The following is a 13509-nucleotide window of genomic DNA, read 5'->3' on the forward strand; positions in this document are numbered from 1 at the left end:
CCAGCTCCAAATCAAAGAGATAGAGCATGATGTCGTCCGAAAACCGCTTCGCGCTTATGGCATCAGGCCTTAGTACAGAGGCTCGGCCATGTGCTTGGGCGCCGGCCACTGCGTCGTGACGCCGGGCTGCACCGGCCGCTCGAGATAGGTCGACAGCACCACGTAGCTGCGCGTCGAGGTGACGCCGGGTGTCTCGTAGAGGCGCGACAGCAGGCCTTCGAGCGCCCGTGTGTCCTCCGTGCGGACCTTCAGCAGCATGCAGGTGTCGCCGGCAACCGTGTGGATCTCCTCGACCTCCGGATATTGCGAAACCGCCATCAGCTCCGGCGTCTTGCCCCAGCCCTTGGTGTCGATATGCACGAATGCCAGCAGCGGCTTCTTGACCGCCTTGGGGTCGATGATGGCAGCCGTGCCGCGAATGGCGCCGCTGCGCCGAAGGCGCTTGACGCGCTCATGCGCGGCGGGCGGCGAGAGGCCGACACGATCGCCAAGCTCAGCATAGCTGACCGTGGCGTCGTCGACGAGAACGCCTAATATCTTTCTGTCGATCGCGTCGAGATCGCGGGGCGCCGGCCTGTTCTGCGGAATGCCATTTGTTTCTTCGTCCATAGTGGAAATTCCCGATTGCAGCCGAATAAAATACGGCCATTATGAATATATGTCGAACAGCGATCAAGCAGTAACCTTGGGTGCGAATGCCCGGCCGCCCATTCCGGCGCTGGCCTATCTCTTGACCGGATGCATCGCCGTCATCGGCTCGAACTCCCTGGTGCTGGGTCCGATTGCTCCCGCCGTGGCCGTGTCGTTCGCGACCAGCGTGCCTGTCGTCATGATGGCGGCCGCCGCGTTCGGCCTCGGCACCTCGGCGAGCGCCCTGTTCCTGGCACGCTACATCGACCGGGTCGGCGCGCGCCGGATGCTTCAGGCGGCCTTGCTGCTGCTGACGTTGGCGCTTGTCGCAAGCGCGGTGGCGCCGACGGTGACGGCGCTGGTCGCTGCGCAGCTTCTCACCGGCATCGCCGCCGGCGTCGCCATGCCGGCAATCTATGCCAGTTCCGCGGCGATTGCCCCACCTGGACGGGAAAGCGGAACGATCGGCGTTGTGCTGACCGGATGGACGCTGAGCATGGTGGCCGGCGTTTCGCTGTCGGCGGTGCTTGCCGATCTCGTGCACTGGCGGGCCGTCTTCGCCGCCGTGGCGCTGCTGGCGGCGCTGGCGCTTGGCAGCCTTACCGCGTCGTCACTCCCGGATGTCAGAAAGGCCGGCCCGGCTCCAGCGCCGCTCGAGGCGCTCGGCATTCCCGGCATCGTGCCGCTTCTGATCGCCTGCGGCGCTTTCATGACCGCCTTCTACGGTGTCTATGGCTATCTTGGCGACCATCTGCACAGCGGGCTGGGCCAGCCGGTCAGCGCCAACGGCCTGGCCGCGCTTGCCTATGGCGCCGGCTTCGGCACGGCGGCGCTCTTCGACGGCATCATCGATCGCCTGGGGGCCCGCCGCGTCATGCCCTTCGCTTACCTGCTCGTCGCCATCGTCTATGTCGCGATCGCCGCAACAAGCAACAGCTATGGCCTGACGCTCGCCATGGTGGCGGCCTGGGGTCTCGCCAATCATTTCGGATTGAACGTGCTGGTGATGCGCCTGTCGGCGCTCGATCCGTCACGGCGCGGCACGATCATGGGCCTGAACAGCGCGGTGACATATCTGGCGGTCTTTATCGGCACCACCGGTTTCGGGCCGCTATATTCGGATTTCGGTTTTGCCGCATCGGCAATGGTGGCGGCGTTGCTGATGCTGGTCGCGGCTTCGGCAGCGGCATGGCGCACGCGCCAGCCACACAGGACGTGATGGGCCACCAGCCTTCGCCTGGTTGACAGCCGCGCCCCTGCCCTTCCATACAAAGCCGTTAATGTTCTCAGGGCGGGGTGAAAGTCCCCACCGGCGGTAAGGACTCCTGATTGCGCATGGTTTCTTTCCGAAAACCGGTCCGGTTTTCGGGGTCATGCGCGGGACCCAAGCCCGCGAGCGCTTTCCGGCAAAACCGGAAGGGTCAGCAGATCCGGTGTAATTCCGGAGCCGACGGTTACAGTCCGGATGGAAGAGAACGAAACGGAAGACGGACCGCCCCGGCGGCCGGTTTTCGTATCGTGCGTCCTGATTCTGGTTCGAAACGGAAGGATGGACCCATGAATCAGCAATCCCGCAGAGACTATGAAACGACCCGCGTTGCCGTTGTCAGGGCACGCTGGCACGCGGATATCGTCGACCAGTGTGTCGCTGCCTTCGAGGCAGAGCTTGCAGCAGTGGGCGACGGCCGCTTTGCCGTCGAAATCTTCGACGTGCCCGGTGCCTACGAGATTCCGCTGCACGCCAAGACATTGGCCGAGACTGGTCGCTACGCCGCGATCCTCGGCGCTGCCTTCGTCGTCAATGGCGGCATCTACCGGCATGAGTTCGTCGCCGGCGCCGTCATCGACGGCATGATGAATGTGCAGTTGACGACCGGCGTGCCGGTGCTTTCGGCGGTACTGACGCCGCACAATTACCACGACCGCGCCGAGCACCACCGCTTCTTCCTCGAGCACTTCCAGGTGAAGGGCAAGGAAGCGGCCGGCGCATGCCTCCAGATCCTGGCGGCGCGAAAGCACATCGCCGCCTGAAACAGCCGAGAGCGGGGTAGAAATCTCGGTAACAGCCTGTAGTATCTCGGGAAAATGCCGAGTTCGGGAGGATGCCGGTGCAGACCAAGAAGATCATCAATGACGGCAACCGTGCCGTCGACGAGATGCTAGAGGGGATTCTGGCCGCGCATCCCAGCCATCTCAGGAGCGTGGACGGCAACCCGCGCTCGATCATCGCCCGCAACGGACCGCGTCCCGGCAAGGTCGGGCTCGTCGTCGGCGGCGGCTCGGGCCATGAGCCGACCTTTCTCGGTTTTGTCGGCAAGGGCCTGGCGGACGCGGCGGCGATCGGCAATGTCTTTGCCTCGCCGCCACCCGATCCCATCCTTGAATGCGCCAAGGCGGCGAACGGCGGCGCCGGCGTCCTGTTCACGTACGGCAATTATGCCGGGGACGTGATGAATTTCGACATGGCGGCCGAAATGGCCGCCATGGACGATATCGAGGTGCGCACGGTGCTGACCACCGACGATGTCGCCTCGGCACCGCGCGACCAGCGGCAGAAGCGCCGCGGCGTCGCCGGCAATTTCTTCGTCTTCAAAGCGGCCGGCGCGGCCTGTGATCGCATGCTCTCCTTCGACGAATGCGAGCGCATGGCGCGCAAGGCCAACGACCATACCTTCACCATGGGCGTGGCGCTGTCGCCCTGCTCGCTGCCGCAGACCCGGCGGCCGAATTTCGAGATCGGCGCCGACGAGATGGAGATCGGCATGGGCATCCATGGCGAGCCGGGCATCGCGCGCGGCAAGCTCGGGACCGCCGACGAGATCAGCGACGAGATGCTGGACAATATCCTTGCCGAGATGGCGCCTTCGCGTGGCGACAAGGTTGCGGTGCTGGTCAATTCGCTGGGCTCGACACCGTTGATGGAGCTCTACATCATGAACCGTCGCGTCAAGCAGCGTCTCGACGACATCGGCGTTTCCATCCATGCGACCTGGGTCGGCAATTACTGCACGTCGCTCGAAATGGCCGGCGCCTCGGTGACGCTGTTCCATCTCGATGGCGAGTTGCAGACCATGCTCGACCATCCGTGCGACTGCGCCATGTTCCGCGCCGGCTGAGGAGTGACCCGTGAGCATCGATAGCGCTGACCTGAAGAGAATGTTCGATGCGATCGCGGTGGCGATCGAAGCCGACAAGGACCGGCTCTGCCAGCTCGACGGCGTCATCGGCGACGCCGATCACGGCATCGCCATGGCGCTCGGCTTCAACGCAGTGCGCGACGCGCTGGCGCCACTCGACCTGACGGCGACCGAGCCGACCGCGCTTCTCAACATGGCGGCTAAATCGTTCCTCAACGCGGTCGGTGCGTCGTCTGGCCCGCTCTATGCCACCGCCTTCATGCGCGCCGCCGCTGCCGTCAAGGGCAAGACCACGCTAGCTGATGCGGATGTCGTCGCGCTGTTCCAGGCGATGGCGCAAGGCATCCGCGATCGCGGCAAGGCCGAGATCGGCGAGAAGACGATGATCGACGCCTGGTTGCCGGCGGCGGAAGCGGCCGGCGCCAGCAATGCGGCGGGAAAAGGTCTTGCCGAAAGCCTCGACGCGGCAGTGGACGCGGCGCGCCTGGGGGCCGAGGCGACCAAGGACATGATCGCCGTCAAGGGCCGCTCCTCGCGGCTCGGCGAACGCTCGCTCGGCCATATCGACCCCGGCGCCGCCTCGGCCGTGACCGTCATCGAGGCTTTGCGCGACAACCTGGCTTAGGCCTGCTTCGCTTCATCGAGCTTGTTGATCGCCTGGACATTGCCGGCCGACGGTCCCTTCTCGTCGAACTCCGAGGCCAACCAGGTATCGACGATCGCCTTGGCGAGTTCCGGGCCGATGACGCGGGCGCCCATGGTGATGATCTGCGCGTTGTTGGATTTGGCGGCGCGCTCCGCGGAATAGGTGTCGTGGGTGAGTGCCGCCCGGATGCCAGGCACCTTGTTGGCCGAGATCGAGACGCCGATGCCGGTGCCGCAGAACAGGATGCCGCGGTCGTTCTCGCCGTCGATGATCGTCTGGGCGAGCTTTTGTGACAGGTCGGCATAAAAGCCGGCCTGGCTGAGGTCGCTGACGGTGAGGCCGGATTTTGTCGCGAGATGCGCGGCGATGACATCAAGCAACGGCTTGCCGGCGCTGTCGGCTCCAATGGCTATTTTCATGGTCGTGTCCTTTCTTGAATGAGATTTCGTTCGTTCAGATCGCCGCCGAGGCGCGCCTGAGGATGTCGATGTAGCCCTCCGCCTGCCAGGCCGAGCGGCCGATAAAGAGGCCATCGATGCTGGGCTGGCCGATCAGCTCGGCCGCGTTGCCGGGATTGACGCTGCCGCCATAGAGCACCGGCGGGATGGACGGCAGCAGGCCGCCGGCCACTTTCTTGATCAGCGCCTGCTGTTTTTCGGCATAGGCGGAGCTGGCCGGAATACCCTTGTCGCCGATCGCCCAGACCGGCTCATAGGCAAACAGGATTTTTGCCGCCTTCGCCTCGCCTTCGAGGAACAGCAGCGCACCCTCGACCTGGCCGGTCAACACCGCATCCGCCTTGCCGTTTTCGCGCTCCGCCAGCGTCTCGCCGACGCAGATCAGCGGTATCAGTCCGTGCTTGACGGCGGCCGCCGTCTTCAGGCCGACGGTGCGATCGGCCTCGCCGAAATGCTCGCGCCGTTCGCTGTGGCCGAGTTCGACCATGTCGAGACCGCAGTCGCTCAGCATCAGCGGCGAGATCTCGCCGGTCCAGGCCCCGGCATCGGCCCAGTGCATGTTCTGGGCACCGACCTTGACCCGCGTCGACGACAGCGCCTGCTTGACCTCGCGCACCGCCGTGAACGGGGGGATGACGAAAGGCTGGATGCGCTCGTCGAAGCCTGGCACGAAGCCGGCCAATGCCCCGGCGAAATCCAGCGCCTCGGCGAGCGTCTTGTTCATCTTCCAGCTTGTACCGACCCAATAAACCACGCCTGCGCTCCTTGATCCTCAATCCTTGTTGGCGACCACCGTCAGCGAAACGCCGGCGGCATCCAGTGCGGCGCGCATTCCGGGCTCGGGCGCGCGACCGGTGAAGACGGCATCGAACGCCTCGAGTTCGGTCAGGAAATGCAGCGCCGTGCGGCCGAACTTGCCGTGATCGACCAGAAGGTATTTGCGGGTCGCTGCTTCCATCATCAGCCGCTTGATCTGCACCACCTCCTGGTCCTGGTGGAAAGCGGAGGCGCCGTGGATAGCCGATGACGACAGGAAGGCGACGTCCGCGCGCAGCGATCTCAGCGAAGCCTCGGCAAGCAGTCCGAAGAAGCCGTGGAACTTCTTGCTATACTGGCCGCCGAGCGCAATCAGGTCGATGCCCCCGGCGCCGGCCAGGTCCTGGATGACGGCCAGATTGTTGGAGATCACCGTCAGCGGCCTGAAATCGGCGAGATGCCGTGCGATGCCGCCAGCCGTCGAGCCGTCGTCGATGATGACAGTCTGGCCGGGTTCGATCATCGCCACGGCGGCCGCCGCAAGGCGCTGCTTTTCCCCTGTCGCCTGCTTTTGCCGGTAGCGAAAATCGCTTTCGAAGAGACCGCTCGGCTGGATCGAAGCGCCGCCACGCACCTTGCGCAGGAAACCGCTCTCCTCAAGGTCGTCGAGGTCACGATGCACCGTCATCCTGGAGACGCCAAAGCGTGAGGCAAGATCGTCGACGCTCACCGCGCCGACGTCCATCAGAAAGTCCATGATGCCTTGACGCCTGTTGTCGCTCTTCATTGCTGCCGATGTCCGCCAACCGACGCTGGCTCCTCGATAAGATAACATATTTCTTCCTGAAACTATCATGGTTTCTGTGATAATGAGATGTTTTCCTGGGATATTCCCGTGGCTTTCATCACGGCCCTGTAACAAGAATTGCTGCCGGGACGGTGTCTGACGGTTGCGGTTGCGCGGAAATCCGGCCAGAAGCATCGGTGGGCTGGACGATGCGCGGACAGCCAGCAAGCACAGGTTCGAAACCAGATACGGGAGACTATTCGTTGGCTCGCATCACACTGAGACAATTGCTCGATCACGCCGCCGAATACGGCTATGGCGTGCCGGCCTTCAACATGAACAACATGGAACAGGGCCTCGCCATCATGGAGGCTGCGGAGGAGACCAAGTCGCCGGTCATCCTGCAGGCAAGCCGCGGTGCGCGTGCCTATGCCAATGACGTGGTGCTGGCCAAGCTGATCGATGCGCTGGTCGAGATCCATCCCGACATCCCGGTCTGCATGCACCTCGACCACGGCAACAACGAGGCTACCTGCGTCACCGCGATCCAGCATGGTTTCACCTCGGTAATGATGGATGGATCACTCAAGGAGGACGGCAAGTCGCCGGCCGACTACGCCTATAATTCGGGCATCACCAAGCGCGTCGTCGACATGGCGCATTGGGGCGGCGTTTCGGTCGAGGGCGAGATCGGCGTGCTGGGCTCGCTGGAGAGCGGCGGCGGCGAGCAGGAGGACGGCCACGGCGTCGAAGGCGCGATCAGCCACGACCAATTGCTCACCGATCCGGTGCAGGCCGAGCAGTTCGTGCGCGACACCCATGTCGACGCGCTGGCGGTTGCAATGGGCACCAGCCACGGCGCCTATAAATTCTCGCGCAAGCCGGATGGCGCGGTGCTGGCGATGAACGTCATCGAGGAAATCCACCGCCGCCTGCCGAACATGCACCTGGTCATGCATGGTTCGTCCTCGGTGCCAGAGGATCTGCAGGAGATCATCAACAAATATGGCGGGCAGATGAAGCCGACCTGGGGCGTGCCGGTGGAAGAGATCCAGCGCGGCATCAAGCATGGCGTGCGCAAGATCAACATCGACACCGACAACCGCATGGCGCTGACCGGCGCGATCCGCAAGGTGCTGACGGAAAATCCCTCGGAATTCGACCCGCGCAAATATCTGACGCCGGCGATGGCGGCGATGAGGAAGCTGTGCAAGGAGCGTTTCGAGCAGTTCGGCACCGCCGGCAACGCGCCGAAGATCAAGCCGCTGCCGGTCTCGGAAATGGCCAAGCGTTACAAAGCGGGCAGCCTCGATCCGAAATTCGGCTAAACGACCAGTTCCCGGAGCGGTTCAGTGTTGGATAGAACCGCCGAACCGCTCCAGCTCTTTACGGGATGAGAACACCGGCCGAGGTCGCGGAACGTCCTGCGCGGCGAAGCCCAACCGTGTCAAACAGGCTCGCGCCAAGGCTGCATTGCTGTCGATGACGACCAATCCGTTCGTAGGGTTGAGGCTGGCGGCCACCACCGACAGTTCGGTGCAGCCGAGAACGGCCGTATCGGCGCCGGCCGATCGCGCGATTTCAAGCGCGCGCTCGGTTTCGCTCGCCGCCTCCGCGATCGAACCACCCTTGACCAGGCCGATCGCGCTATCGACGCGGCCCTGGAATTCCGTGACGGCGGGAAAGCAGAGCTCAAATCCCGCCGCCGACATCCTGTCCCGATAGAAGCCGGAGACCAGCGTGCCCTGCGTGGCGAGGATCGTAACCTTGCCTCGGCTCAGGCTACGATGGGTTTCAGCCACGACCGCGTCGGCGATATGGATGATCCGCGCCTGCGAGCTCGCCGCCAGCTGCTCATACCAATGATGGGCGGTGTTGCACGGCATCGCGATACAGGCAACGCCGAGCGCATTGAGCGTCGAGACCGCGGCTTTCAAAGACGCCAGCGGACCGTCATGGCCGGCAAGGATCGCCTCGGTCCTGTCAGGCAGCTGTGGCACGCTGAGGATGACGGCGGGCACATGCTCATTGTCCCGGAACGCCTGGGTCATTCGGGTCAGCTTGAAGTAGAAGTCAGCCGATGCCAACGGCCCGAGGCCGCCAATGACGCCGAGCTGGAGGCTGATGCCATGGTCGATCATCGAGCGGGCTCGGCTTCGAGCTGTTCCGACGCCGCTTCGACAGGCTGCATTGTCTCCCTGTGGCTGGGCGCGATCATTGCGGTGCTCGCCGCCACGGTGCAGACGCTGGACAGCGTCATGAACGTGTCGACGGCCGCGTCGACGGCGACGAACAGGGCGAAAGCCGCCTCGAAGGGAATCTTCAGGTAGCCACAGACGATCGACATCTGGGACAGGATGAGCAGGCTGCCCATGCCGCCGGTCGTGAGCGCGAGAAGCGCCGAGGTGATGCCGACGAGCAGGAGGTCGGGAATTGCCAGCGGACGGCCGTAGAGCTGGGCGATGAAAAGAACACCAGACGTGTAAAGCAGCGCCGGGCCTGTCCGCAGCAATGCCGCCTGCAGCGGCACGAGCAGTTCGACGACCACGAGGCTGAACCGCAGACGCTCGCTCAGCAGGTTTATGACCCACGGAAGCGAGGCGACGGTAGAGCGCGTGGTGATGGCGACCATGAGAAGGGGCTGACAGGTCTTGATCGTGGCCCAGTAGCTTCGCCGAGAGCGGATGGCGATAACGGCAAATGCGCCGGCGATGAATGTGAGGCAGGAAAGACCCATCACCAGCAGATAACCGCCCATCAGCGTGAGCGGCTTGGTTCCGGTCGACGCGGTCTGATCCGCGATCAGGATGAAGGTTGCAAACGGCAATCCCCAGATGAACCAGTTGGTAAGGACCGTGCAGGCCCGGTAAACCGCGTTCAGCGCCTGAGACAGGCTCATGGACGAAGGCTGGGGAATCTTGCCCATCGCGAGCCCGAAAAGCAGGCAGAACAGCAGGACCTGGATGGTTTGACCGGAGGCCAGCGCGCTGAAGACGTTGTTCGGTACAAGATCGAGCAGTATCGAACGCCCGGTGTCGGATCCCTCATTGGGTGGTGGTTGGTAGGGGAATGCGAGATCGGTGGATACACTGCCCTGCGAATTGATGAACTCGCCAAGCTCGATGCGCGATTGAGGATTCTCGATCTGGCCCGGCTGAAGGACAAGCGAGTAGGTGCCACTCACCAATACGCTCAGGAACGACACGACCAGCACCGCCATACCCACGCGGCCCAGGTAACGGACCGAGTTCGGATCCTGAACCATCGACATGATCGAGAAGATGACCGACGAGACCAGGTAGGGCAGGACGACCATCTTGAGGAAATTCAGGTAGAGCTGCGCCACAGGGCTGATCGCATGGGCAAATGCTGGATAATAGAGGCCGCAAAGGATTCCCGCCCCGATCATCGCAATCGTCGTCGCGGGCGAGCGCAATATGCGCCTCGCCGCCAGGCGCCAATCGAAAGCCAAGGGTCCGGCTGCTTCCGTGACGGCCATCGTCAGGCTTTGCTCCCCAACCGGTAGCGCGCGATGATCTCGTCAGTGTTGAGAACCTGCTGACCGCGCGCGAGATCGAGGTAAAGGTCGATAAACGCCGCGAGATGCGGATTGTCCGGTCGCACACCGATTGCGATCGTGTCTACCTTGTCGGTCAGCGTGATCGAGCGCGCGGCGACCGTCATCGACGGATCGTCGACCATCAGCTTCTTGATCTCGAAATCGTCGCGATACGCCATGTCGATCGTCCCATCGCGGATCGCATCGACAACCATGTCCCAGCCTGTAAAACGATGAACTTGTGCATGCGGGAAGGTCGTCGCCGCATAGGTTGCGAATGAAGAGCCCTCGATCACGCCGAGATCGCCCGAGAAATCGCGGATGATCTGCTCGGGTGGTTTGCCTTGCGCGATGCGCGCCAGGTTGAGGCGATTGGCGATGAGGCCTTGGTGCAGCATGGCATAGGGCCGGGAATAGAGGATTGAGCGGCCACGGCGAAGGGTTCGGCTGAGCTTGCCGATGGCTATGTCCGCCTGGCCGGAAGTCAGCTGTTTCACCATGCCGTCGAACGTTGCGGCGGATCGGTCGAACACCGGCTCGACGCCGAGCTCCGCTGCTATGCCGCGGGCCAGTTCCATGTCTATGCCGCTGTTCCCCGATCCATCGGCCGGGAAGAATGGATCGGAGGCAAAGGCCGGCATTGCAATGCGAAGCGCATTGTCGCCGACGACGGGAGCGATCTCCGCCTGCTGTCCTGGAGTATTGGCCGCCCGAGCTTGCGCGACCAGCAAGCCGACGCTTCCGGCCGTGAGCAGCGTACGACGTGTAACCGACATGCGGATTCTCTAGTTCGCGAGGGAAGCCGGACAAACAAATCGGACCAATTCGCAGTATGCATGGCGAAGTTAAACAAAAGTATCTTTCGCATTGTACTTTTATAGCAATCAGCAGCGCAGGCTGCCGCAATACTCGCATTATCTAATATGTCATCTGGTTGCTTCGCTGGCGGGCCAACCGGTTGGACGTCAACAGCGCGAGTGGCATCGGCTCCCCACTCCGACCTCTACCCGTTTTTCGGCAGCAGGTCAGGCCTGCCCGTGTCGATAAAGGGCGCCCAGTAGTCGACCGATTCGCGGATCATGGCGACCACCTGGTGGTCGACCGGTTCGCGCTCGCGAAACGACAGTTCGAGGCAGATCTCGTTGTCGGTGCCGCCGCCGCGCCGCACCGTCTCCAGCAGCTTTTCAGGCGTGATGCGGCCGTCCCTGTTGTGAGCCGCGGTGAACGGCCAATGGCCACCCTTGTTCATCGACGATTGCTTGATGTGGATGATCGGCGACTTCCTGGGGAAAGTCTCGGCCCAGGCATAGGGATCGATATCGGCCGGGTTGCTGGAGGTGACGTCGCCATGGTCGATGTCGACCATCATCTCCAGCGGAATGGCCATCCCGGCCGCGTCGATCGCATCCTGCAGCAGCCGGCAATTCTCGATCGTGTGGCCGAACTCGCGGCCGACCGACATCGGCTCCCAGAACAGGTAGTTAAGCCCGGCCGCGCGGGCGTGTTCGGCGACCTCGCGCCAGCATTCCAGTGCAATGTCGAACAGGCGCGCGCGGCGCGCGGGATCATCATAATCGCGATGGGTGAAGATCGCGAATTGGGTACCCATGCCGCCGGCGCCAAGCTCGGCCGAGATGTCGGCAAAGGTCTTGAACCAGTCGACATAGTAGCGGCGCACATCCGCGTCTGGATGGCCGAAATGGTTGAGCCGGCCGTAAGGACCGGTCATGCCCGAGGTCACGCGCACGCCCGTGCGGGAGAGTGCGCCACGAAACAGGCGGACGAATTTCACGATCGTCGCCGCCGGCCAGCCCGGATTGACGAATTCATGCGTGAGCTGAATATCCCTGATGCCGATGTCGTAGGCGATGGTATCGACCAGGTCGTCAGGCTCGGCAAAGCGATTGACCAGCGGATTGGTGTTGAGGGAGAGCGTGAATGCCACGATCGCGATCCTCTCAGCCCTGTCGCGCTACATTGGCGATGATTGCCATCACCCTGCCCTCGCCAGCCGGCTCGCGCACCAGTGTTCGAAGGCCGATCTCTCCTCGGCGGAAAGATGCAGGCCGTGCTTGGTGCGCCGTTCGAGAATGTCGGCCGGTGTCTCAGCCCATTCCAGCTCGAACAGGTAACTGGCCTCGCGCTCGAAGAAATCCTTGCCGAAACATCGCCCGAGTTCCGCGAGCGAACGGGCCGCGCCGACCACAAGACGTGTCCTGGTGCCGTAGAGCCGACCGTAATGCTTGAGCAGCGATGCCGGCATCCATGCATACTCCCGCCCGAGATCTCCTAGAAACTGTTCGAAATCGGCATTGGCGATGTCGCCGCCAGGCAGATGCGCCTTCGCCGTCCAAGGCTTGCCCATCAGGGGGAAGAACGGAGCGATCCTGTCCAGCGCATGCTCGGCGAGCTTCCGGAAGGTGGTGATCTTGCCGCCGAAGACGGACAGCAGCGGCGCCTCAGCATCCGGCGCGTCGAGTTCGAAAATATAGTCGCGGGTCACGGCACTCGGGTTGTCGGCATTGTCGTCATAGAGCGGCCTGACGCCGGAGAACGAATAGACGACATCGCCGCGCGCGAGGCCGCGCTTGAAATAGCGGTTGACCACCCTGATCAGGTATTCGATCTCGCTCTCATCCGCCGCCACGTCCTCGGGTCGGCCGTCATAGGGAATGTCGGTGGTGCCGATCAAGGCGAGATCGCCCTGATAAGGATTGATGAAGATCACCCGCTTGTCGCTGTTCTGGATGAGGTAAGCTTGGCGGCCCTCCCAGAATTTGGGCACGACGATATGGCTGCCCTTGACCAGGCGGACATTGCGCGTCGAGTTCTGGCCAGCAACGCGGTTGATGATGTCGTTGACCCAAGGGCCGGCGGCATTGACCAGCGCCCGCGCCCGCACGGTGGTTTTCACGCCGGTCTTGCCGTCGCGCATCTCCACCGACCAGAGGCCGCCTTCCCGGCGGGCGGCGGTGCAGGCGGTTCGGGTGAAGATCTTCGCTCCGCGCTCGCGCGCATCCAGCGCATTGATCAGCACGAGACGGGCGTCGTCGACCCAGCAATCGGAATATTCGAAACCGCGCTTGAACTCGTCCTTGATCGGCGCGCCCTCGGGCGCGGTGCGCAGGTCGAGCGTGCGGGTGGCCGGCAGCCGCTTGCGGCCGCCGAGATGGTCGTAGAGGAACAGGCCGAGCCGCACCAGCCAGGCCGGCCGGTCGTCAGGACTGTGCGGCAGCACGAAGCGCATCGGCCAGATGATGTGCGGTGCCGATTCCAGGAGTACCTCGCGCTCGATCAGCGCCTCGCGCACCAGGCGGAACTCGTAATATTCGAGGTAGCGCAGGCCGCCATGGACGAGCTTGCCCGATCGCGAACTGGTGCCTTCCGCCAGATCGTCCTTTTCGCACAGGATGACGGAGAGGCCGCGGCCTGCTGCATCGCGGGCTATGCCGGCGCCGTTGACGCCGCCGCCGATGACGAAAAGGTCGACGATTTCGGGTCCGCCACTCATCTCGTCACGATCTCGCTGCCGGATT

The 13509-nt window shown here is 63.4% G+C and carries 14 protein-coding genes and 1 riboswitch; of the genes, 5 read left to right on the forward strand and 9 right to left on the reverse strand.

The window, feature by feature from the left end; all coding sequences use genetic code 11:
* Nucleotides 1–69 precede the first annotated feature (69 nt).
* Nucleotides 70–609 (reverse strand): Lrp/AsnC family transcriptional regulator, encoded by a 540-nt coding sequence (locus FJ973_RS09415; protein WP_140514639.1) that lies wholly within the window; start codon nt 607–609, stop codon nt 70–72.
* A 49-nt stretch (nt 610–658) separates the two neighbouring features.
* Between FJ973_RS09415 and FJ973_RS09420 the strand changes: the two genes are divergently transcribed.
* The 4 genes from FJ973_RS09420 to dhaL all read left to right on the forward strand — a co-directional run bounded on the left by FJ973_RS09420 (nt 659) and on the right by dhaL (nt 4392).
* Nucleotides 659–1849 (forward strand): MFS transporter, encoded by a 1191-nt coding sequence (locus FJ973_RS09420; RefSeq protein ID WP_140555492.1) that lies wholly within the window; start codon nt 659–661, stop codon nt 1847–1849.
* A 59-nt stretch (nt 1850–1908) separates the two neighbouring features.
* A riboswitch (FMN riboswitch) is annotated at nt 1909–2111 on the forward strand.
* 76 nt (nt 2112–2187) lie between these two features.
* Nucleotides 2188–2661: a 6,7-dimethyl-8-ribityllumazine synthase gene (locus FJ973_RS09425; protein WP_140555494.1), complete on the forward strand. Its 474-nt coding sequence runs from the start codon at nt 2188–2190 to the stop codon at nt 2659–2661.
* Between the two features lie 77 nt (nt 2662–2738).
* A complete protein-coding gene (locus FJ973_RS09430; RefSeq protein WP_140555496.1) occupies nt 2739–3746 on the forward strand; it encodes a dihydroxyacetone kinase subunit DhaK in 1008 nt (335 codons plus the stop codon).
* A 10-nt stretch (nt 3747–3756) separates the two neighbouring features.
* Complete coding sequence (gene dhaL / locus FJ973_RS09435) at nt 3757–4392, forward strand: dihydroxyacetone kinase subunit DhaL (protein WP_181170887.1); 636 nt, start codon at nt 3757–3759, stop codon at nt 4390–4392.
* Here dhaL and FJ973_RS09440 read toward each other — a convergent pair.
* Genes FJ973_RS09440 through FJ973_RS09450 form a run of 3 tightly spaced genes read right to left on the reverse strand, consistent with a single transcriptional unit; the run spans nt 4389 to nt 6414 of the window.
* The gene (locus FJ973_RS09440) at nt 4389–4832 is read right to left on the reverse strand and encodes an RpiB/LacA/LacB family sugar-phosphate isomerase (RefSeq protein WP_140497783.1); all 444 of its coding nucleotides are present in this window, start codon (nt 4830–4832) and stop codon (nt 4389–4391) included. The genes dhaL and FJ973_RS09440 overlap by 4 nt on opposite strands.
* A gap of 34 nt (nt 4833–4866) precedes the next feature.
* Complete coding sequence (locus tag FJ973_RS09445; protein WP_140555498.1) at nt 4867–5625, reverse strand: triose-phosphate isomerase; 759 nt, start codon at nt 5623–5625, stop codon at nt 4867–4869.
* Nucleotides 5626–5643: 18 nt separating this feature from the next.
* Nucleotides 5644–6414: a DeoR/GlpR family DNA-binding transcription regulator gene (locus FJ973_RS09450; protein WP_140555500.1), complete on the reverse strand. Its 771-nt coding sequence runs from the start codon at nt 6412–6414 to the stop codon at nt 5644–5646.
* A gap of 263 nt (nt 6415–6677) precedes the next feature.
* Here FJ973_RS09450 and fba point away from each other — a divergent pair, with 263 nt between their 5' ends.
* Nucleotides 6678–7742 carry a class II fructose-bisphosphate aldolase gene (gene fba / locus FJ973_RS09455; protein WP_140497777.1) on the forward strand — a complete coding sequence of 355 codons (1065 nt, stop codon included), beginning with the start codon at nt 6678–6680 and terminating at the stop codon, nt 7740–7742.
* Between the two features lie 21 nt (nt 7743–7763).
* Here the strand turns inward: fba and FJ973_RS09460 are convergent, their stop codons facing one another.
* From FJ973_RS09460 to FJ973_RS09480, 5 genes are all read right to left on the reverse strand, one after another.
* A complete protein-coding gene (locus FJ973_RS09460; RefSeq protein ID WP_140555502.1) occupies nt 7764–8555 on the reverse strand; it encodes an amino acid racemase in 792 nt (263 codons plus the stop codon).
* Nucleotides 8552–9850: a cation:dicarboxylase symporter family transporter gene (locus tag FJ973_RS09465; protein WP_246675850.1), complete on the reverse strand. Its 1299-nt coding sequence runs from the start codon at nt 9848–9850 to the stop codon at nt 8552–8554. Before FJ973_RS09465 ends, FJ973_RS09460 begins: the two co-directional genes overlap by 4 nt.
* Before the next feature lie 65 nt (nt 9851–9915).
* Nucleotides 9916–10749 carry a transporter substrate-binding domain-containing protein gene (locus tag FJ973_RS09470; RefSeq protein WP_181167654.1) on the reverse strand — a complete coding sequence of 278 codons (834 nt, stop codon included), beginning with the start codon at nt 10747–10749 and terminating at the stop codon, nt 9916–9918.
* 227 nt (nt 10750–10976) lie between these two features.
* The gene (locus FJ973_RS09475; RefSeq protein ID WP_140555506.1) at nt 10977–11918 is read right to left on the reverse strand and encodes a TIM barrel protein; all 942 of its coding nucleotides are present in this window, start codon (nt 11916–11918) and stop codon (nt 10977–10979) included.
* Nucleotides 11919–11966: 48 nt separating this feature from the next.
* On the reverse strand, nt 11967–13484 hold the full coding sequence (locus FJ973_RS09480) for a glycerol-3-phosphate dehydrogenase (protein WP_140555508.1): 1518 nt from the start codon (nt 13482–13484) through the stop codon (nt 11967–11969).
* Nucleotides 13485–13509 lie beyond the last annotated feature (25 nt).

Origin of the sequence: Mesorhizobium sp. B2-1-3, assembly GCF_006442495.1 — a bacterium.
In the GTDB taxonomy this organism is placed as follows: Bacteria; Pseudomonadota; Alphaproteobacteria; order Rhizobiales; family Rhizobiaceae; genus Mesorhizobium.